Origin of the sequence: Pseudomonas tolaasii NCPPB 2192 (assembly GCF_002813445.1) — a bacterium.
GTDB classification, from domain to species: domain Bacteria; phylum Pseudomonadota; class Gammaproteobacteria; order Pseudomonadales; family Pseudomonadaceae; genus Aquipseudomonas; species Aquipseudomonas tolaasii.
The window spans coordinates 1,084,846-1,104,351 of sequence record NZ_PHHD01000001.1 but is presented as its reverse complement, the minus strand read 5'-3'; the positions used below and the strand labels follow the sequence as shown (position 1 = coordinate 1,104,351).

Sequence of the window (19,506 nt, the reverse complement as noted above, 5' to 3'; positions counted from 1 at the left end):
CATGCAGGCCCTTATTGGTATCGACATCGGCACCTCCGGGTGCAAGGCGTTGCTGCTGGACGCCCGGGGCGCGGTGATTGCCGCCGACACGGCGACGTATCCGCTGTCCCAACCGCGGCCCGGCTGGACCGAACAAGACCCTGAACTGTGGATCGATGGCGCCCGCCGTGCGATTGCCGGGGTACTGGCCAAGGCGCCCGGCGTGGAATTGCTGGCGGTGGGCTTGTCCGGCCAGATGCACGGGCTGGTGCCATTGGACGCCGCGCAAAAAGTCCTGCGCCCGGCGATCCTGTGGAACGACCAGCGCAACGCCGCCGAATGCGAGTGGATCACCCAGGCAGCCGGTGGCCTTGAAGGCCTGCTGGCGGCCACCGACAACCGCATGCTGGTGGGTTACACCGGCGGCAAGATTGTGTGGATGCAACGCCATGAGCCCGAGCTGTTCGCACGCCTGGCCACGGTGCTCAACCCCAAGGACTACTTGCGTCTGCGCCTGACCGGCGAAGTCGCCAGCGAAGTGTCGGATGCGTCGGGCACCGGTCTGTTCAACGTGCGCTCGCGGCAGTGGGCGACGGGGCTGGTGGAGACGCTGGGGATTGACCCCGCGTTGCTGCCACCGGTGTTTGAATCCCAAGTGATTTCCGGCCGGGTCAGTGCCCAGGGTGCCCAGCTGTTTGGCCTGCCGGTGGGCACGCCTGTGGCCGGTGGCGGCGGTGACTCGGTGATCCAGACCCTCGGCTCCGGCGTGATTGCGCCGGGCGAATTGCAAACCACCATCGGCACCGCCGGCATTCTCGCGGCGGCGCTGGACACCCCCCAGGACAACCCCGACGGTCGCCTGCAGATCTTCTGCAACGTCGCCGCCGACAAGTGGCATTGCATGGGCGTGTCGCTGAACGCCGGTGGCTCGATGAACTGGTTTCGCGACACCTTCTGCGCCGGCGTGCCCTTCGAGCAGATCGCCGCCGAAGCCGCCGACAGCCCGCCCGGCGCCCATGGCCTGCTGTTTTTGCCCTACCTCAACGGCGAACGCTGTCCTTATCCGGACCCGGTTCTGCGGGCCGCCTTTATCGGCCTCACTGGCCGCCATCAACGCGGTGATATGGCCCGCGCCGTGATGGAAGGCTCGGTCTATGCCCTCGCCGATATGTACGCGCTGATGCGCCCGCTGGGCATTGCCGGGCAGGTGATCAAGGCGTCCGGTGGCGGTGCGCGCTCGGTGCTGTGGCGCCAGTTGCAGGCGGACATTTTCGGCTGCGACGTGGTGACCACCGAAGGCGCGGCCGAGGGGGCAGCATTCGGTGCGGCGCTGGTGGCCGGGTTGGCGGTCAACGTATGGCCCGACGCGGCCAGTGCCGCCGCCAGCTGCCGTGGGATGACCCGCCAGGCGCCAGACGGCGCCACGGCCGAGCTCCACGCCCACGCCCATCGCATCTATCGCCATTTGTACCCGACGCTCAGGGAAACCTTTGTTGAGCTCGGCGCCCCTCTTTTCGATTAGGAGTCATTTTCATGGCCGTCTATAACGCGCTGATTTTTGATCTCGACGGAACGCTGATCGACAGCGCCTGCGATATCGCGAAGGCCCTGAATGTCGGCTTCATGCTGAACGGCTGGCCTGAACTGGACCCGGATCACGTGGAAACCTTCCTCGGCAACGGCCCTCGGCGCTTGATCGTCGACATCCTCGAAGACCTGGGTATTTCCTACACCGAAACCCAGGTGCAGCGCGCGTTTGAAGGCTATTTGCAAGCCTATATGGACGACCCGGCCGGGCGCACGCGGTTCTATCCCCACGTGCGTGAAGACCTGGTGGCGCTGCGCGAAGCCGGGATTCGCCTGGGGATTTGCACCAACAAAAACCACGCCGTCACCGGCAAAGTGCTGCAGCAACTGGGCCTGGCGGATCTGTTCGACGCCGCGATTGGCGCCGACGCTGTGCCGGCCTGCAAACCCGACCCCGGCCACTTGCTCGCCGTCGCCGACGCCATGGCGCTGGCCGAGCACACCTGGGCCTACGTGGGCGACACCCGGGTTGACCAGCAAACCGCACGCGCCGCCGGTGTCGCGTTTTTTGTGGTGCCGTGGGGCGGTGGCCCGCAGGTGGAGATTTCTGCGGCGCAGCGCTTGAACCGTTTGGCTGATCTGTTACAACGCAGCCCACCCATCGCCCAGGAGCGGATATGAGCGACAGTTTGCTGCAACGTATTATTGATGAAAGCAAGAACATGCACCGCGCCGAGCGCCGGGTGGCCAATTTCGTCTCCACCTCGCCGTCCAAAGTGCTGCAGATGAGCATGGCCAAGTTGTCGGAAACCTGCTCGGTCAGCGACCCGACGGTGATGCGTTTCTGCCGGCGTTTCGGGTTCGAGAGCTATCAGGAATTGAAGCTGCACCTGGTGCAGAGCCTGGTGCCGTCGGCGCCGTTTGCCTACGAGCAGATCATCCCGGATGACAGCATCGACAACATTGTGCGCAAGACCTGCCGCAATTCGCTGAACGCGATCCAGCGTTTGGAAGAAGACCTGGAGCCGGAAAAAGTCGCCGAAGCCGCACAGTTGCTGCAGGCCGCGAGTTGGGTAGGCATCTATGCCACGGGCATTTCGGTGGTCAACGCGCTGGATGCCGAGCACAAGTTCCAGCGCCTCGGCATGCGTTGTCAGGCCCTGCTCGGCGGCAAGCGCCAGGAGATGCACGCCGAGGGCGCACGCAGCGGGGAAGTGGCGCTGATTTTTTCGCAGTCGGGGCACACCCGGCAGATGGTCGACATGGCCGTTGCCGCGCGCAAGGCCGGGGCCAAAGTGGTGTCGATTGCTGCCGATGACAGCCCGCTGGCGAAGGTCAGCGACGTGCTGATCGCCGTGAAGCCTTACGAACACACCGAGCTGATGACGCCCTTGGCATCACGGCTTAACCACCATTTGGTCACCAACATGCTGGTGGCGGCCATTGCCATCGCCAGCGGTAGTCAGTTCCCCGATCAACTGACCGCCCTCGATTCCTGGCGTACCGACAAAATTTAAACCCCGATCCGTGGAGCAGGTAATGAGTAATCAACAGAACGAAGCCAAAAAAGTCGCCGCCCGCCGGGTGATCGAGGAATTTGTGCGCGATGGCATGAAGCTGGGCCTGGGCTCCGGGACCACCTCGCATTTCTTCGTTCGCGAGCTGGGCAAGCACGTGGCCAATGGCTTGAAACTCACCTGCACCACCACTTCGCGCTCCACCAATGATGTGGCGCGGGAAGTCGGTATCGAGATCACCGACCCCAACGACATCGGCGAACTGGACCTGACGGTCGACGGCCCCGACGAAATCGACGGCCAGTTCAACATGATCAAGGGCGGCGGCGCCTGCCTGCTGTGGGAAAAGATCATCGCCCATGCCTCCAAACGCATGATCTGCGTGACCGACGAAACCAAGATTGTCGACCACCTGGGCGCCTTCCCGCTGCCGGTGGAAGTGGTGCAGTTCGGCTGGAAGCAGACCGAGCGGCTAGTTCAGCGTGTGCTCGCCGAACACGGCATCCGCGACGTGCAGATCATCCGCCGCGAACGCAACGGCGAGACCGTGGTGACCGACAGCGGCAACTTCATCCTCGACTGCCATTGCGGCCCGGTGATCACCGAACCGGCGCCCCTGGAAATCGAGTTGAACCGAATCCCTGGCGTGGTGGAAAACGGCCTGTTCACCCGCGAGGCGGCGGGCATGGTGGTGGGGTGTTTTGACGGCACGTCCTACGTACGGATGCGCTGATTTCCCGGTTTGTCTGGAGCTATACCGCACGACGCGTGAAGAAAGGAAAGACGTACTCAACCAACAATAATAAGTCGGAGTCACTTCCATGAAAAAAGTCGATTTTTCGAGCGTGAGCCGCCGCAGCGTCCTGGCTGGCGGTGTGGTACTGGGGTTGGGTTCGCTGCTGGGGCGCACGGCCATGGCGCAGACCCCGCTGTCGGTGGCCTATTCCAACAAAAGCCTGGATTACTACTTCTTCGTGATCCAGGAAGAGTCGGTCAAGCGTGCGGTGCTGGCCCAGTCCGGCAAGTTTCAGGCGACCAACGCCAGCTTCGACACCACCACCCAGCTCGGCCAATGGCAGAGCCTGATGCTGTCCCAGCCGTCGGCGATCATCTCCGACCCCATCGACAGCCAGGCCATCGTCTCGGCGATCAAGCGCTACAACCAGCGCAAGATCCCGGTGGGCATCATCGACACCCCGGCTGACGGCGGCGACGTGGCGATCACCGTGAGCTTCGACAACTTCAAGGGTGGCGTGATGGCCGCTGAAGAAATCGTCAAACGCCTGGTGGCCAAGTACGGCAGCCCCAAAGGCACCGTGCTCAACTGCTTCGGCGCCCTGGCCTCGGTGGCGTGGCGCCTGCGCAAAGAGGGCATGGACTCGGTATTCGCCAAATACCCCGAGATCAAATACCTCGCGCGACCCACCGAAGGCCAATTGGACAAGATGCAGTCGGTCACGCTTTCCACCCTCTCGGAATTCCCTGACCTGGACGCCGTGCACGCGCCGTCGGATTCGCCGTCACGCGGCATCGCCGCCGCACTGAAACAGAAAGACCGCTGGAAGAAAGTCGGCGAAAAAGGCCACGTCATCTTCATCAATATCGACGGCGAACCGGTAGCGCTGGACTGGATCAAGGACGGCTACATGGACGGCTGCGTGTCCCAGGACCCGGTTGCCTACGGCCAGATCGCCGTGGAAATGATCACCAAGTACGCCCTCAACGGCCAGGCCGTGCCGCTGGGCACTTACCAGAACAAGGATTACTTCTGGGAAACCGGCGAGATCGTGCAAGGCAAGACCGGCCCGGCGCTGGTGATCCCGGCGTTCATGATCACGCCTGAAAACGCCGACGATAAACGCCACTGGGGCTATGTCGCGGAAAAGGTGTGGGGCGTGGCCTCCAAGTGATGGGCCGTCGCGCGGCGTGAGCAACGACTGGCGCGATGTTTATCCGACAAGGTGATGGTGAGAACAACAAAATGACCTTACACCCAACGCCCGACGACACGATCCTGAGCATCGAGAATGTCGCCAAAAGCTACGGCCCGGTCCGCGCCTTGCGCGGGGTGAGCACGCAAATCCGTCGCGGCTCGATCCATGGGCTGCTGGGGGAAAACGGCGCGGGCAAATCCACGCTGGTGGGGATTATTTCCGGGCAGGTCATCCCCACTTCCGGGCAGATCCTCATGAACGGCCAGCCGCTCAAGCAGGTGGACGTCAAGGTGATGGAGCAGGCCGGGGTGTTTCTGGTGACCCAGGAGCCGATGATCATCGGCAACCTCACCGCCGCCGAAAACCTGATGCTCGGTATCTGGCCGACGCGCAATGGCCTGGTCGACTGGAAACAGTTGAACGCGGACGCGGCGCGCATGCTCGACGGTTCCGGCATCGACCCCAAGGCGCTTGCCGGGCAACTCGACGCCGTGGCGCGGCGCAAGCTGAACATCCTGCGGGCGATGTTTTCCGGGGGCAAGGTCATCATCCTCGATGAGCCGACCGCGTCATTGACCGTGGTCGACCGGCGCCAGTTGTTCGACTTCATGCTGCGCCTGAAAGGCGAGGGCGTGACCTTCATCTTTATCTCTCACTACAACGACGAGATCCTCGAAATCTGCGACGCGGTCACCGTGCTGCGCGACGGCGCCCTGGCGGGTACGCGTTCGGACATCAGCGGGCTGACCTCCGAGCAGCTCACCGAGCTGGTGATCGGCCACGGCGTGCAGCTGTTTCAGCGCAAGCGCCGTGACCACAGCGGCAAGGCGCCGGCGATTTCCCTGCGCGGTGTGCGCGGCAAGTGGCTGGCGCTCGACAGCCTGGACATCGCACCGGGCGAGGTGGTCGGCTTTACCGGCCTGCCCGGTGCCGGCGCGAAGGAAATGGCCCGGGCGATCTTCGGCCTGCACCCGGCCATCGGCACCCTGGCGATGAACGGCGAAGACGTGCGCCCACTGCCACGTTCCCCCAACGCGGCGTTCGAGGCGGGCATTGCTTACCTCTCCGACGACCGCCGCAAGGACGGCGCCGTGGGGCAGATGTCGATTGGCAGCAACATCGCCATGTCGTCCCTCGCCACGCGCAGCAAATTGGGTTTTATCGACGCCGATGCCGAAGCCTCGGTGATCAACCACTACTTCGCGGCGATGGGCGTGAAATCGCCCAACCCGGATTACTCGGTGAACACCCTCAGTGGCGGCAACCAGCAAAAGGTCTGCCTGGGCCGGGTGCTGGCGACCCAGCCACGGTTGTTGATGGTGGACGAGCCGACCCGGGGCATCGACATGGGTGTGAAGCAGGATGTGTTGCGCATCATCGACGAACTCAGCGATGCCGGCGTAGCGGTGATCATCGTGTCCAGCGACACCGATGAACTGGTGCGCGCGGTGGACCGGGTGTGCATCTTCGATCAGGGCACGATCAAGGAAACATTGACGGGAGAGGACATCTGCGTCGAGCGCATCCGCGCATCCGTACAAGGATCCAGCAGTTGAATAAGAAAAAGAGTGGAGACACGGGTATGAGTACTTTAGTGAAACCCGGCAACGGGGTAGCGCCTGCCGCAACCAAAATCAACGGTCCGGCCATGCTGGGCTGGGTGCTGCACAACGTGGTGTGGATCTGGCTGATCGCACTGGTGGCGGGCTTCGGTCTGTTCAACGAATTCTTCTTCACCCTGTTCAACCTGCAGAACGTGATGGTGCAAGCCACCGTGCTCGGCATGTTGGGGCTGGCGGTGGCGCTGCCGTTGCTGGTGGCGGAGATTGATTTGTCGATCCCGGCCAATGCCGGGTTCTCGTCGGCGGTCGGTGCGTTGGCTTATTCGAGCTGGGGTTTGCCGTGGTACCTGGCGGTGATCATCGGCTTGCTGGTGGGCACCGCGATTGGCTTCTTCAACGGGCTGTGCATCACCCGGCTGAAAATGGTCTCGCTGATCGAAACCCTGGCGATGATGATCATCCTGCAAGGCGCACTGCTGGCACTGACCCAGGGCACCACGCTGACCAACATGGCCGACGGCTACATCTGGATCGGCCAGGTCACCCTCGGTGGTTGGCCGCTGATGCCGGTGGTGTTCCTGGTCGCGCTGGTGGTGATGGGCGTGGTGCTGCGTCGCACGGTACTGGGCCGCTCAATCTACGCGGTGGGCGGCAACCCGATTGCGTCGAATTCGGCGGGCATCCGCGTGGACCGCGTGAAGATCATCACCTACACCATTTCCGGTTTTCTCGCGGCGGCGGCGGGCTTTTTGCTGGCGTCCTGGCAGATGGCGATCACCTCCAGCCAGGGTTCTAGCTACCTGTTGTATGCGATTGCCGCGCCGATCATCGGGGGCGTCAGTGTGTTCGGCGGGCGCGGTAACGTGAAAGGTGTACTCGGCGGCGTATTGTTGCTGACGGTGATCCAGGTCGGCCTGGCGATTGTGAATGTGCCGTCGTTTTATGTCGGCATGATCGGCGGCGTGATGATCTTTATCGCCGTGGCCATCGACGCCATTCGCGTGCGCTATTTCGGTTAATCCATTTCAACTTCGGGAAACGCCCATGTCTTTTACACCCCACGGCAAGCACCTGATCGCAGGCGTTTGGGTCGCCGGCGACAGCACCTTTTCCAACGCGCCGACCGAGGGCCCGGCCCAGTGGTTTTCGGCGGGCAGCATCGAGCTGGTAAACCGCGCCTGTGAGGCGGCGGAAGCGGCGTTCTGGAGCTTCGGTTATTCGAGCCGGGAGGCGCGTGCCGAATTGTTGAACGCCATCGCTGATGAAATCGAGGCGCGTGCCGCGATCATCACCACCGTGGGCGCGCTGGAAACCGGCCTGCCGGAAGGGCGCTTGCAAGGCGAGCGCGGGCGTACCGTGGGGCAGTTGCGTTTGTTTGCGTCGCATATTCTGGCGGGGGATTACCTCGACCGTCGTCACGATGTGCCATTGCCCGATCGCCAGCCGCTGCCGCGCCCGGACATTCGCTTGATCCAGCGCCCGATCGGGCCGGTGGCGGTGTTTGGTGCGTCGAACTTTCCGCTGGCGTTTTCCACGGCCGGCGGTGACGTGGCGTCGGCGCTGGCTGCCGGTTGCCCGGTGGTGGTGAAGGGGCACGAGGCGCACCCCGGCACCAGCGAAATCGTGGCCGAGGCGATTCACGCGGCAATCCAGAAGTGCGACGTGCACCCTGGCGTCTTCAGCCTCGTGCACGGCGGTTCGCGGGCGGTGGGGCAACGGTTGGTGCAGCATCCGCTGATCAAGGCGGTGGGCTTTACCGGTTCGCTGGGCGCGGGTCGGGCGTTGTTTGATCTGTGTGCCAAGCGGTTTGAGCCGATCCCGTTTTTTGGCGAGTTGGGCTCGGTGAACCCGATGTTCCTGATGCCTCACGCGGTGGCCGCGCGCGGTTTAGACATTGCCAAAGGCTGGGCGGGCTCATTGACGCTGGGCGCGGGCCAGTTCTGCACCAACCCCGGCGTGGCCGTGCTGGTTGAAGGCGAAGCGGCGAATGCATTTATCGACGCGGCGGCCGGCGCGTTGGCGCCGGTTGGCGCGCAGGTGATGCTGACCGAAGGCATTGCCGCCGCGTATCGCGATGGCCGTGAGCGCGTGGCGAATGCCGTGGGCGTGCGCGAAGTGCTGTCCAACACCTGCGCACCGCGCCAGGCCATGCCGTATCTGTTCGCGACCACGGGCCGCGAATGGCTGGCCAATGCTTCGTTGGGCCATGAAGTGTTCGGGCCTTTGGGGCTGGTGGTGACGGTGAAGGATGGCGACGAATTGCTGGAGATCGCGCGGTCGCTGGAAGGGCAACTGACGTGCACGGTTCATCTGGAGGCAGAGGACAGCGCCGAGGTTAGCCGCTTGCTGCCGATTCTGGAGCGCAAGGCCGGGCGCATCCTCGCCAATGGCTTCCCGACGGGTGTGGAAGTGAGCGAGGCGATGGTGCATGGCGGGCCGTATCCGGCGTCCACCAACTTTGGCGCTACATCGGTGGGCACCATGGCCATCCGCCGTTTTCTGCGGCCGGTGAGCTACCAGAACATCCCCGAAGCGCTATTGCCCGAGGATCTGCAGCAACAGTAAATCAATGTAGGAGCTGGCTTGCCGGCGATGGCGATGGGTGCCGATCGTTCCCACGCTCTGCGTGGGAATGCATCCTGTGACGCTCTGCGTCACCTAGCGCAGGACCTTAATTACCCGCCGACTTCGGGACGCGGAGCGTCCAGGGCGGCATTCCCACGCAGAGCGTGGGAACGATCAAACACAGCAAGTCTCCTGTGGGAGCTGGCTTGCCTGCGATGGCGGCCTGTCAGGCGCCATCCATCTGGCTTAGTGCCCATGACTGCGCCCCACATGGGAGTGCTCGGCCTCGCTGGCCTGCACGCCGCCGCTGACTTCCAGGCGCTGCAAAATCCCGCATTGATCCCCACCGCCGCAACGCTGGCGCAAATCCAGCAACTGTTCCTGCAAGGCCAACAGCCCGTCGATGCGCGCCTTGACGTGGTGGATATGCTCGTCAATCAACGCATTCACGCTTTCACACTGGTCCTGCGGGCTATCACGCAGCCCCAGCAGGCTGCGGATTTCTTCGAGGGTCATGTCGAGGCTGCGGCAGTTGCGGATAAAGATCAGCCGCTCGGTGTGCGCCTGGGTGTACACGCGGTAGTTGGCGTCCGTGCGGGCCGGCGGTGGCAGAAGGCCTTCTTTCTCGTAATACCGGATGGTTTCCACCTGACAGTCGGTCAGTTTGGCCAATTCGCCGATCTTCATCGCAGCAATCTCCAAATGGGTGCTTGACCCTATAGTGGCTACAGGGTCTTTACTTGGCAACAGGCACCTTTACGGACGCGACAGAATGAGCGATTCCCTCCATACCCCGCATAAACACGAGCACGGTCATGACCACGATCACGACCATGCCCCAAAGAAACTCACGCCTGTGCATAACCACGGCCACGGCGGTTCCTGCTGTTCCGGCACGCCAGCCCCTGCGGTGGTGCAACTGAGCGAGGCACCCACCGCCGGTTCGCGCCTGAGCACCTTCCGCATCGAAGCCATGGACTGCCCCACCGAGCAGACGCTGATCCAGAACAAACTGGGCAAGCTCGCCGGCGTGCAGCAGCTGGAATTCAACCTGATCAACCGCATCCTCGGCGTCACCCATGACCTGCCGAGCACCGCGCCGATCATCGACGCGATCAAATCCCTCGGCATGCAAGCCGACCCCATCGAAGAAGGCACGCCCGCCGCTGAACCACCGGCCAAGAAACACTGGTGGCCGCTGGCGGTGTCCGGCGTGGGCGCATTGGGTGCTGAAGTGCTGCACTTCACCAACGCCGCGCCGACATGGGTAATTGCTCTGGTGGCGCTGGTGTCGATCCTCAGCGGCGGCCTTACCACCTACAAAAAGGGCTGGATTGCCCTGAAAAACCTCAACCTGAACATCAATGCGCTGATGAGCATCGCCGTGACCGGCGCCGTGTTGATCGGCCAGTGGCCGGAAGCAGCCATGGTGATGTTCCTGTTTACCGTGGCCGAGCTGATCGAAGCCAAGTCCCTGGACCGTGCGCGCAATGCCATCAGCGGTTTGATGCAAATGACCCCGGAACAGGCCACGGTGCAGCAAGCCGACGGTTCGTGGGCTGAGCAGGAAGTCAAAAGCATCGAGTTGGACGCCATCGTGCGGGTAAAACCCGGCGAGCGTATCGGCCTCGACGGTGAAGTCACCGCCGGCCAATCCACCATCGACCAGGCGCCGATCACCGGTGAAAGCCTGCCGATCGAAAAGACCGTGGGCGATAAAGTCTTCGCCGGCACCATCAACCAGGCGGGTTCGCTGGAATATAAAGTGACCGCAGCGGCCAACAACTCGACACTGGCGCGGATCATCCACGCCGTTGAACAGGCCCAGGGCGCGCGGGCACCGACCCAGCGTTTTGTCGACAGTTTCTCGAAGGTCTACACCCCAGCCGTGTTCCTGTTTGCCCTCGGCGTCGCGGTGATTCCGCCACTGTTCATGGCAGGCGCCTGGTTTGACTGGATCTACCGCGCGCTGGTGCTGCTGGTGGTCGCTTGCCCCTGTGCACTGGTGATTTCCACCCCGGTGACCATCGTCAGCGGTCTGGCGGCCGCTGCGCGCAAAGGCATCCTGATCAAGGGCGGCGTGTACCTGGAGGGCGGTTACAAGCTCGACTACCTGGCCCTCGACAAAACCGGCACCATCACCCACGGCAAGCCGGTGCAGACCGATTACCTGGCGCTGTTCCCGAATATCGAAGACAGCGCACCTGCCTTGGCGGCGAGTTTGGCCGGGCGTTCCGATCACCCGGTGTCCCTGGCCATCGCCAACGCGGCTGCGGATAAAAACCTGCCGACGCATGTTGTGGATAACTTCCAGGCGCTGGCCGGTCGTGGCGTGCGCGGCGACATCAACGGCGAAACCTACCACTTGGGCAACCACCGCCTGGTGGAAGACCTCGGCCTGTGCTCGCCCGCGCTGGAAGCAAAACTCTTCGCCCTGGAAAAACAAGGCAAGTCCGTGGTCTTGCTGCTCGACAAGTCCGGCCCGCTGGCGCTGTTCGCCGTGGCCGACACCGTCAAAGACAGCAGCCGCGAAGCTATCCAGCAACTGCACGAACTGGGCATCAAAACCCTGATGCTCACCGGCGACAACACCCACACCGCTCAGGCGATTGGCGCTCAGGTCGGCATCGATCAGGCCCAGGGCGACCTGTTGCCCACCGACAAACTGCAAGCCATCGAAACCCTCTACGCCCAAGGCCACCGCGTGGGCATGGTTGGCGATGGCATCAACGACGCCCCGGCCCTGGCCCGCGCCGAGATTGGTTTTGCCATGGCCGCAGCGGGCACCGACACCGCCATCGAGACCGCCGACGTGGCGCTGATGGACGATGATTTGCGCAAGATTCCGGCTTTCATTCGGCTCTCGCGGCAAACGTCGAGTATCCTCAAGCAGAACATCGCCCTGGCGCTGGTGATCAAGGCGATCTTCCTCGCGGTCACCTTCCTGGGCATGGCGACCATGTGGATGGCGGTGTTCGCCGACATGGGCGTGAGCCTGCTGGTGGTGTTCAATGGCCTGCGCCTGTTGCGCAAATAAACGATGAGAGGGTGGTGTGCTGAGTGCCGAACTGAAGGCTTTTTTCATGGTCGCCCGCCTGGGCAGCATCACCCAGGCGGCGAAAAAACTCGGCCTGAGCCAGCCCACGGTCACCACCCAGATTCGCAACCTGGAAAGTCACTACGGCGTTGAGCTGTTCTACCGTGGCGGGCGCCGCCTCACCGTCAGTGACGACGGCGCGCGGCTGCTGCCGATGGTCAAGACGCTGTTGCAGCAGGAAGCCGACATCGAGTTTTTCCTGCGTAACACCGGCCAGGTCCAGGGCGCATTGCGGATCGCCGCAACAGCGCCGTATTACATCCTCGACCTGGTCAAAGCCTTTCGCGAACGCTTGCCTCAGGTGGACGTGTCGGTGGAAATCGGCAACTCCCAGCAGGTACTCGAAGCGCTGGACGATTACCGCGTCGACGTTGCCGCCTCGTCACAATTACTCGAAGACCCGCGTTTGATCCGTCGCGTGCTCGGCACCGACCCGCTGGTGCTGGCGGTGCACCGCAACCACCCGCTGGCCAAGCTCGATCATGTGCCGCTCAGTGCGTTGGCCGGGCACACGTTGTTGATGCGCGAGGCCGGCTCCACCACGCGACGACTGACTGAAGAAATGTTGCAGGGCGCCGGTGTGAGTTATGGGCCGCTGCTGGAGATCGGCAGCCGCGAGTCGATCCGCGAGGCGGTGTTGCGCAACATCGGCATCAGCATCATTGCGCGCCAGGAAGTGCCCCATGACCCGCAATTGCGCGTGCTGACCATCGAGAATGCGCCGCAGATTCCGGAGTACCTGTACTGCCTCAAGGAGCGCAAAGGCGCGCGGTTGCCGGCGGCGTTTCTGGGGCTGGCGCAGGAAATGTCGCCGATCTGAGATTCAGTGCTGTCGGAATGGGCCTCATCGCAGGCAAGCCAGCTCCCACATTCTGATTTGTGAACACATTCAAGTGTGGGAGCTGGCTTGCCTGCGATGAGGCCCGCCCCGACCAATCACCTGCCGAAGTCCTACACAAATCCACCAATACCACTATCACTCGCTTTTGCCTTCCTGCCACATCAGGGACGCATTGGCCCCCTAGCATGGCCTTCATCAGTTTGATGAGGTGCCTAGCATGAACACAGCCCTGACCCACCCCGGCGCGCCGATGACGGTGCGCGGTATCCAGAAGCGCTTCGGCGCCTTCACCGCGCTGGACAATGTGTCTCTGGACGTCGCCGCCGGCGAGCTGGTGTGCCTGCTCGGTCCGTCCGGCTGTGGCAAAACCACCTTGCTGCGCTGCATCGCAGGCCTTGAACGCCAAGACAGCGGTGAACTGCGCCTGGGTAACCGCGACGTTTCATTTCTGCCGCCGCAGGCACGGGACTATGGCATTTTGTTCCAGTCCTACGCGCTGTTTCCGAATCTGACTGTCGAAGCGAACATCGGCTACGGCCTCACCGGCAGCGGCCGTGACGAAGTACGCAAGCGTGTCGGGCAAATGCTGGAACTGGTGGGTCTGGTGGGCAGCGAAAAGAAATACCCCGGCCAGCTCTCGGGCGGTCAGCAACAGCGTGTCGCCCTGGCCCGAGCGTTGGCACCGGCGCCTTCGTTATTGCTGCTGGACGAACCGATGTCGGCCCTCGACGCTCGCGTCCGTGAGCATCTGTGCACCGAGCTGCGCCAACTGCAGCGGCGCCTGGGCATCACCACGCTGATGGTCACCCACAACCAGGACGAAGCCATGCTGATGGCCGACCGCATCGCCGTGATGAATAACGGCAAGGTCGAGCAGTACGCCACGCCCCAGGAAATCTACGACCGCCCGGCCACGCCGTTTGTGGCGGAGTTTGTTGGCCAGGGCAACTGGCTGCCGTTCAGCCGCAACAGTGCGAGCCACGCTCAAGTGGGTGGGATGAACATGCGCTTGGCCGACGACGCCGGCGTGGCCAAGTCCGGCCGTCTTTTCTGTCGCCCGGAAGCGATCAGCGTCAACCCGCCGGTGCATGAAGAGAACCTGTTCCCGGCCAAGGTTCGCGAGATCACCTTCCTCGGCAACCGCTGCCGCATGAGCTTTGAGCTGGAACAACTGCCGGGCCATCCACTGCTGGCTGAACTGGCCCCGGAAGCCATGCCGCGCCTGGGTGCCCAGAATATCTGGGTGGCCTTGCCGCCGCGCAGCCTGCAGGTGTTTGCCTGAGATGGCCACTGTCATGACGCAGCCACGACAGGTGTCCCGTGCAGAAACCGGTGACCGTATTTTCGTAGTCGGCGGCAAACTGCTGTGGCTGTTGTTGCTGGGCGTCGCCGTGTTGATGCCGCTGCTGGCGATCTTCTGGCGCGGCTTCAGCAGCGAAGCCGGGCAGGGCGGTGGGCTGGTCGCCGCGCGGGAATTGGTGACCAGCGCCAACTTCCACTGGTTGCTGGGCAATAGCCTGAAAGTTTCCCTCAGCGTGGCGGCCATTGTCGTACCGCTGGCCTACCTGTTTGCCTACGCCTTGCAACGCACGTTGATTCCCGGCAAAGCGATCTGGCGTGGTCTTTCGCTGCTGCCCTTGATGGCGCCGTCGATGCTGCCGGGGATTGCGCTGGTCTACCTGTTCGGCAACCAGGGCCTGTTGCGCGGCTTGCTCTCGGACAATATCTACGGCTTCTGGGGCATTGTGCTGGGTGAGGTGATCTACACCTTCCCACATGCCTTGATGATTTTGCTGTCGGCGCTGTCCCTGGCGGATGCGCGTCTGTTTGATGCGGCCTCGAGCATGGGCGCCAGCCCGGCGCGGGCGTTTCGCAGCATCACTTGGCCAGCCACCCGTCAGGCGGTGTTTGCGGCGTTCTGCCTGGTGTTCACCCTGACCATCACCGACTTCGGCGTGCCCGTGGTCGTCGGCGGCGATTATCAGGTGCTGGCGCTGGAAGCCTACAAGGCAGTGGTCGGTCAGCAACAGTTCGGTCGCGGCGCGCTGATCGGCATGGTGTTGCTGCTACCGGCACTGTTCAGCTTTGCGGTGGACGCCTGGCTGCGTCGTCGTCATGGCGACTCCATGAGTGGCCGTGCCCAAGTGTTCCAGCCCGCACCGTCGCGGCTGCGAGACGGTTTCTACCTGGCGATCGTGCTGCTGATCTGCGCCGCGTTGCTGCTGGTGTTCGGCATGGCGGTGTATTCGTCGCTGGTCAAATTCTGGCCGTACAACCTCTCGTTGTCCTTGAGCCACTATCAGTTCGAAGACACCGCGGGCGGCGGTTGGCTGGCCTACCGCAACAGCCTGACCATGGCGCTGTGCACGGCGCTGGTCGGCAGCTTGCTGATCTTCACCGGCGCGTACCTGATGGAAAAAACCAGCGGCCAGAAAGGCCTCAACCTGGCGCTGCGCATGCTCAGCTTTGTGCCGATGGCCGTTCCCGGCCTGGTGCTGGGCCTGGGTTACGTGTTCTTTTTCAACCTCAACGGCAACCCGCTGCATGTGTTTTACGGGACCATGACCTTGTTGGTGGTGTGCACCATTGCGCATTACCTGACCACCGCACAGATGACCGCCACCACCGCGTTGCGCCAACTGGACGCCGAATTCGAAGCCGCCGCGCTGTCCCTCAAGGCGCCGCTGTACCGCCATTACCTGCGCGTGACCGTGCCGATCTGCCTGCCGGCGTTGCTGGACATCGTGCGCTACCTGTTTGTGTCGGCGATGACCACCGTGTCCGCCGCGATCTTCCTCTACAGCCCCGACACCATCCTCGCCGCCGTCGCCGTGTTGAACATGGACGACGCCGGAAACGTGGGCGGCGCGGCGGCCATGTCCACCCTGATTCTGTTCACCTCGGCCGGCGTTTCGCTGCTGCTGGCGTGGGCCTCACGTGGCGCGTTGCGCCGCTCCCAAGCCTGGCGCCAGACCGCGCCCGGCCAATAATCGTCCCTGTAGGAGGTGTTTCATGTTCAAGCCCCAGGCGCTGGTCGCTGCGGTACTCACTGCATTCAGCCTGAATGCCTTCGCCAAGACCGAGCTGACCGTGTACACGGCCCTCGAAGCCGAGCAGTTGAAAACCTACAAACAGGCTTTCGAAAAGGCCAACCCGGACGTTGAGATCAAGTGGGTGCGCGATTCCACCGGCATCATCACCGCCAAGCTGCTGGCCGAAAAAGACCGCCCGCAAGCCGACGTGGTCTGGGGCCTGGCCGCCTCTAGCCTGGCGATCCTCGACCAGCAAGGCATGCTCGACAACTACGCACCGAAGGACCTGGACAAGATCGGCAAGAACTACCGCGACGCCGCCAACCCACCGGCCTGGGTCGGCATGGACGTGTGGGCCGCGACCATTTGCTTTAACACCGTCGAAGCCGAGAAGCAGGGCCTGACCAAGCCGGTGAGCTGGCAGGACCTGACCAAGCCTGAGTACAAGGGCAAGATCGTAATGCCGAACCCAGCCTCGTCCGGCACCGGTTTCCTTGATGTGAGCGCCTGGCTGCAAACCTTCGGCGAGAAGCAGGGCTGGCAGTACATGGACGACCTGCACCAGAACATCGGCCAGTACGTTCACTCCGGCTCCAAGCCGTGCAAGCTGGCGGCGTCGGGTGAATTCCCGATTGGTATTTCCTTCGAATACCCGGCCGTGCAGTTGAAGCGTCAGGGCGCGCCGCTGGACATCATCCTGCCGAAAGAAGGCCTGGGCTGGGACATCGAAGCCACCGCCGTGATCAAGGGCACTGCCCACGCCGACGCGGCGAAAAAACTCGCTGACTTCTCCGCCAGCCCCGCTGCGATGGAGCTGTACAAGGACAACTTCGCCGTCCTCGCCCAGCCGGGCATTGCCAAGCCGCAGACCGAATTGCCGGCTGACTACGAGCAACGGTTGATCAAGAACGACTTTGCCTGGGCGTCGAAGAACCGCGACAGCATCCTGACCGAGTGGCGCAAGCGCTATGACGGCAAGTCAGAAAAAGCGGCCGGTCAATAAGGTACCGATCGTTCCCACGCTCTGCGTGGGAATGCCGCCTCGGACGCTCTGCGTCCGCTCTTGAAATCGTGACGCGGAGCGTCACCCGATGCATTCCCACGCGGAGCGTGGGAACGAGAGGACTGCATGAGTAGTGATCTGTTAATTGTGGGCGCAGGCATTCTTGGCCTGTCCCACGCCTTTGCGGCCGCCAAACGCGGCCTCAAGGTCAAGGTTTTCGAACGCAGCGCCACGCCACTCGGCGCTTCTGTGCGCAACTTCGGCCAGGCGCTGGTCACTGGCCAACCGCCGGGACCGATGCTTGACCTGGCGCGGGAAAGCCGCGACATCTGGGGCCATTGGGCGCACGCCGCCGGGTTGCAACTCAAGCGCAACGGCTCTTACCTGTTCGCACGCACCGAAGCTGAAGAACACTTGCTGGAAGCCTTCTGCGCCGGTCGCGCGCAGGAACACGGCTACAACGTCGAGCTGCTCCAAGGCGCGGCCATGAAGGATCTGTATGGCGGCCAATTCCGTCATCACCGCGCGGCGCTGCACGGCAAGGACGATCAGCAATTGTATTCGCGCGAGGCGATCCCGGCGTTGATCAACTACCTGGCGCAAACACTGAACGTGGAGTTTTACTTCTCCACCCTGGTGCGCGACGTCGAGCCCGGCCAGCTGCACAGCACGGCGGGGAGCTTTCGCGGCGAGCAAATCATTGTCTGCTCCGGCCACGACTACCAAACCTTGCTGGCGGGCGCGATGGCCGAACTCAACCCGAGTATTTGCCGCCTGCAAATGCTGCGTGCGCGGCCGACCGTCAACCTGAACCTGCAACACGCTTTGCTTACCGGCCTCAGTTGCGTGCATTACGGCGCCTTTGCCGACCTGCCGGAAGCTGCGCCGGTGCAGGCGCAGATCCTGCGTGAAGCACCGCACCTGCATGAACACGGCATTCACCTGCTCATCAGCCCGACGCCCCATGGCGAGCTGATCATCGGCGATTCCCACGACTACGGCAGCGATGCCTCGCCGTTCAACGCCGAGCAGGTCGATGACTGGATGATTGAACTGGCCGAACAGACTCTGGGCTGCAAGATCCAGGTGGTGGAGCGCTGGCAGGGCATTTACGGCTCGCGCGGGCCGGGGCCGTTTTCCTTTCTGCGCGCCGCGCCTGGTGTGAGCGCTGCCTTGATGCACACCGGCGTCGGCATGAGCGTCGGCCCGGCGCTGGCCGAACGAAATATCACAACCTTGTGGGGAGACGCGCGATGAACCCGGAACAGGCGATTGCCGAGGTTTTCGGCTTGTATGAACAGCACGGCAAGGCCGATTACATCGGCGAACCGGTGTCGCAGATCGAGCACATGTCCCAGGCGGCGCAGTTGGCGATGGCCGAAGGCTTTGATGATGAAGTGGTGCTGGCGGCGTTCTTCCACGATATCGGGCACATCTGCGGGGAAGGCGGCGAGAACATGGGCGGCTATGGCGTGGTCAGCCACGAGCGGCTGGGCGCCGATTACCTGCGTCGTGCAGGTTTCAGCGAGCGCATGGCCAAGCTGGTGGAATATCACGTTCAAGCCAAGCGCTATCTGACGTTCAGCCAACCCGACTACTACGCACGCTTGAGCGAAGCCAGCCGTCGTACCCTGGCGTATCAGGGCGGCGTGATGAGTGCCGAGGAAGCTCGCGCGTTTGAACAGGACCCGCTGTGCGCCGTGAGCTTGCGCATGCGCCATTGGGACGAACAGGCCAAGGAAATGCATGTGCCGGTGCTGGATTTGGAAGTGCTCAAGGCCAAAGCCTGCGCGCTGTTGCGGCTGTCAATCAGGTCGCTGGATTCTTACTGAAAGCAAGGACGTGTCGGCTAGTGAAGAGCCGATACGCTCCCTAGAGTGGTTGTTTCGTTGGTAAAAGGAACAACATTGATGCGTTATTTGAAAGTGGCAGCTCAAGACCGTGGCAGGAACGGTAAAGCCGATACCGTCGTACTTAATTTTTTCCGCCAACTGCCAGGCGGGCCTGAAGAGCTTTCCCATGAGGCGATTGCTGTAGATATCAGCGCAGACAGGGTGGTGGATGTGCTGTGTTCAGGGGACATCAATCGAGACGGCGAAAATGACGTGTTGGATAAGCGGCTGCTCGATGTTTTTGCTGATGCCTTCCTCCAGCTCAATTGGTTCAACACCGGCAATCGCTGGCAGCGCACGATGGTGATTCGCGTTGAGCACTTCGCTAAAAGTGGAGCGCCCAATGCTGTCCGGATGGAGTTTCATGAACACGCGCGCGTGCCCTGCCAAGACTCGCTGGTTTATCAGGCGGCTGCGTATGACGCCGATGGCAATGGTGTACTGGAGTCGTTTACTAACAGTGATGTGGACTTCGACGGAGTTGCCGGCAAAGCCGACAAAGCGTTGATCCGGCGGTTATGCACGACTTTCCTGGACTTCAACTGGTATTGAGGTGG

The 19,506-nt window shown here is 62.7% G+C and carries 17 protein-coding genes; 16 read left to right on the top strand and 1 reads right to left on the bottom strand.

Translation table 11 applies throughout. The features are described 5' to 3' along the window. Window position 1 precedes the first annotated feature (1 nt). From xylB to ATI14_RS05115, 8 genes are all read left to right on the top strand, one after another. Complete coding sequence (gene xylB / locus ATI14_RS05150) at window positions 2-1,501, top strand: xylulokinase (protein ID WP_016973001.1); 1,500 nt, start codon at window positions 2-4, stop codon at window positions 1,499-1,501. 11 nt (window positions 1,502-1,512) lie between these two features. Further along, entirely contained in the window at window positions 1,513-2,187 is a 675-nt protein-coding gene (locus tag ATI14_RS05145; RefSeq protein WP_016973000.1) for an HAD family hydrolase, read from the top strand. Further along, the gene (locus ATI14_RS05140) at window positions 2,184-3,023 is read left to right on the top strand and encodes a MurR/RpiR family transcriptional regulator (RefSeq protein ID WP_016972999.1); all 840 of its coding nucleotides are present in this window, start codon (window positions 2,184-2,186) and stop codon (window positions 3,021-3,023) included. Before ATI14_RS05145 ends, ATI14_RS05140 begins: the two co-directional genes overlap by 4 nt. Before the next feature lie 22 nt (window positions 3,024-3,045). Then, window positions 3,046-3,756 carry a ribose 5-phosphate isomerase A gene (gene rpiA, locus ATI14_RS05135; protein WP_016972998.1) on the top strand — a complete coding sequence of 237 codons (711 nt, stop codon included), beginning with the start codon at window positions 3,046-3,048 and terminating at the stop codon, window positions 3,754-3,756. Window positions 3,757-3,844: 88 nt separating this feature from the next. Beyond that, complete coding sequence (locus ATI14_RS05130; protein ID WP_016972997.1) at window positions 3,845-4,933, top strand: sugar ABC transporter substrate-binding protein; 1,089 nt, start codon at window positions 3,845-3,847, stop codon at window positions 4,931-4,933. A gap of 71 nt (window positions 4,934-5,004) precedes the next feature. Then, on the top strand, window positions 5,005-6,513 hold the full coding sequence (locus ATI14_RS05125; protein ID WP_031320189.1) for a sugar ABC transporter ATP-binding protein: 1,509 nt from the start codon (window positions 5,005-5,007) through the stop codon (window positions 6,511-6,513). 26 nt (window positions 6,514-6,539) lie between these two features. Then, a complete protein-coding gene (locus tag ATI14_RS05120; RefSeq protein WP_031320188.1) occupies window positions 6,540-7,538 on the top strand; it encodes an ABC transporter permease in 999 nt (332 codons plus the stop codon). 25 nt (window positions 7,539-7,563) lie between these two features. Next, on the top strand, window positions 7,564-9,084 hold the full coding sequence (locus ATI14_RS05115; protein ID WP_016972994.1) for an aldehyde dehydrogenase (NADP(+)): 1,521 nt from the start codon (window positions 7,564-7,566) through the stop codon (window positions 9,082-9,084). Window positions 9,085-9,330: 246 nt separating this feature from the next. On the opposite strand, the gene cadR is transcribed toward ATI14_RS05115, so the two are convergent. After that, window positions 9,331-9,771, bottom strand: coding sequence for a Cd(II)/Pb(II)-responsive transcriptional regulator (gene cadR / locus ATI14_RS05110; RefSeq protein ID WP_016972993.1), 441 nt, complete (start codon window positions 9,769-9,771; stop codon window positions 9,331-9,333). A gap of 85 nt (window positions 9,772-9,856) precedes the next feature. Here cadR and ATI14_RS05105 point away from each other — a divergent pair, with 85 nt between their 5' ends. The 8 genes from ATI14_RS05105 (at window position 9,857) to ATI14_RS05070 (ending at window position 19,501) form a co-directional block, all read left to right on the top strand. After that, window positions 9,857-12,121 (top strand): heavy metal translocating P-type ATPase, encoded by a 2,265-nt coding sequence (locus tag ATI14_RS05105; protein ID WP_080520152.1) that lies wholly within the window; start codon window positions 9,857-9,859, stop codon window positions 12,119-12,121. A gap of 16 nt (window positions 12,122-12,137) precedes the next feature. Then, window positions 12,138-13,001 (top strand): LysR family transcriptional regulator, encoded by an 864-nt coding sequence (locus ATI14_RS05100; RefSeq protein ID WP_016972991.1) that lies wholly within the window; start codon window positions 12,138-12,140, stop codon window positions 12,999-13,001. A 238-nt stretch (window positions 13,002-13,239) separates the two neighbouring features. Beyond that, window positions 13,240-14,304 carry a putative 2-aminoethylphosphonate ABC transporter ATP-binding protein gene (locus ATI14_RS05095; RefSeq protein WP_016972990.1) on the top strand — a complete coding sequence of 355 codons (1,065 nt, stop codon included), beginning with the start codon at window positions 13,240-13,242 and terminating at the stop codon, window positions 14,302-14,304. A 1-nt stretch (window position 14,305) separates the two neighbouring features. Further along, the gene (locus ATI14_RS05090; protein WP_031320184.1) at window positions 14,306-16,012 is read left to right on the top strand and encodes a putative 2-aminoethylphosphonate ABC transporter permease subunit; all 1,707 of its coding nucleotides are present in this window, start codon (window positions 14,306-14,308) and stop codon (window positions 16,010-16,012) included. A 22-nt stretch (window positions 16,013-16,034) separates the two neighbouring features. Beyond that, a complete protein-coding gene (locus tag ATI14_RS05085) occupies window positions 16,035-17,057 on the top strand; it encodes a putative 2-aminoethylphosphonate ABC transporter substrate-binding protein (RefSeq protein ID WP_016972988.1) in 1,023 nt (340 codons plus the stop codon). 126 nt (window positions 17,058-17,183) lie between these two features. Further along, the gene (locus ATI14_RS05080; RefSeq protein WP_017255098.1) at window positions 17,184-18,314 is read left to right on the top strand and encodes a TIGR03364 family FAD-dependent oxidoreductase; all 1,131 of its coding nucleotides are present in this window, start codon (window positions 17,184-17,186) and stop codon (window positions 18,312-18,314) included. Then, a complete protein-coding gene (locus tag ATI14_RS05075; RefSeq protein WP_016972986.1) occupies window positions 18,311-18,889 on the top strand; it encodes a phosphonate degradation HD-domain oxygenase in 579 nt (192 codons plus the stop codon). The genes ATI14_RS05080 and ATI14_RS05075 overlap by 4 nt, the downstream gene beginning before the upstream one ends. A gap of 78 nt (window positions 18,890-18,967) precedes the next feature. Then, a complete protein-coding gene (locus ATI14_RS05070; protein WP_016972985.1) occupies window positions 18,968-19,501 on the top strand; it encodes a hypothetical protein in 534 nt (177 codons plus the stop codon). Window positions 19,502-19,506 lie beyond the last annotated feature (5 nt).

Coding starts and splice junctions, on each gene's coding strand:
- xylB (WP_016973001.1), top strand. CDS start 2: ATGCAGGCCCTTATTGGTATCGACATCGGCACCTCCGGGTGCAAGGCG.
- ATI14_RS05145 (WP_016973000.1), top strand. CDS start 1,513: ATGGCCGTCTATAACGCGCTGATTTTTGATCTCGACGGAACGCTGATC.
- ATI14_RS05140 (WP_016972999.1), top strand. CDS start 2,184: ATGAGCGACAGTTTGCTGCAACGTATTATTGATGAAAGCAAGAACATG.
- rpiA (WP_016972998.1), top strand. CDS start 3,046: ATGAGTAATCAACAGAACGAAGCCAAAAAAGTCGCCGCCCGCCGGGTG.
- ATI14_RS05130 (WP_016972997.1), top strand. CDS start 3,845: ATGAAAAAAGTCGATTTTTCGAGCGTGAGCCGCCGCAGCGTCCTGGCT.
- ATI14_RS05125 (WP_031320189.1), top strand. CDS start 5,005: ATGACCTTACACCCAACGCCCGACGACACGATCCTGAGCATCGAGAAT.
- ATI14_RS05120 (WP_031320188.1), top strand. CDS start 6,540: ATGAGTACTTTAGTGAAACCCGGCAACGGGGTAGCGCCTGCCGCAACC.
- ATI14_RS05115 (WP_016972994.1), top strand. CDS start 7,564: ATGTCTTTTACACCCCACGGCAAGCACCTGATCGCAGGCGTTTGGGTC.
- cadR (WP_016972993.1), bottom strand. CDS start 9,771: ATGAAGATCGGCGAATTGGCCAAACTGACCGACTGTCAGGTGGAAACC.
- ATI14_RS05105 (WP_080520152.1), top strand. CDS start 9,857: ATGAGCGATTCCCTCCATACCCCGCATAAACACGAGCACGGTCATGAC.
- ATI14_RS05095 (WP_016972990.1), top strand. CDS start 13,240: ATGAACACAGCCCTGACCCACCCCGGCGCGCCGATGACGGTGCGCGGT.
- ATI14_RS05090 (WP_031320184.1), top strand. CDS start 14,306: ATGGCCACTGTCATGACGCAGCCACGACAGGTGTCCCGTGCAGAAACC.
- ATI14_RS05085 (WP_016972988.1), top strand. CDS start 16,035: ATGTTCAAGCCCCAGGCGCTGGTCGCTGCGGTACTCACTGCATTCAGC.
- ATI14_RS05080 (WP_017255098.1), top strand. CDS start 17,184: ATGAGTAGTGATCTGTTAATTGTGGGCGCAGGCATTCTTGGCCTGTCC.
- ATI14_RS05075 (WP_016972986.1), top strand. CDS start 18,311: ATGAACCCGGAACAGGCGATTGCCGAGGTTTTCGGCTTGTATGAACAG.
- ATI14_RS05070 (WP_016972985.1), top strand. CDS start 18,968: ATGCGTTATTTGAAAGTGGCAGCTCAAGACCGTGGCAGGAACGGTAAA.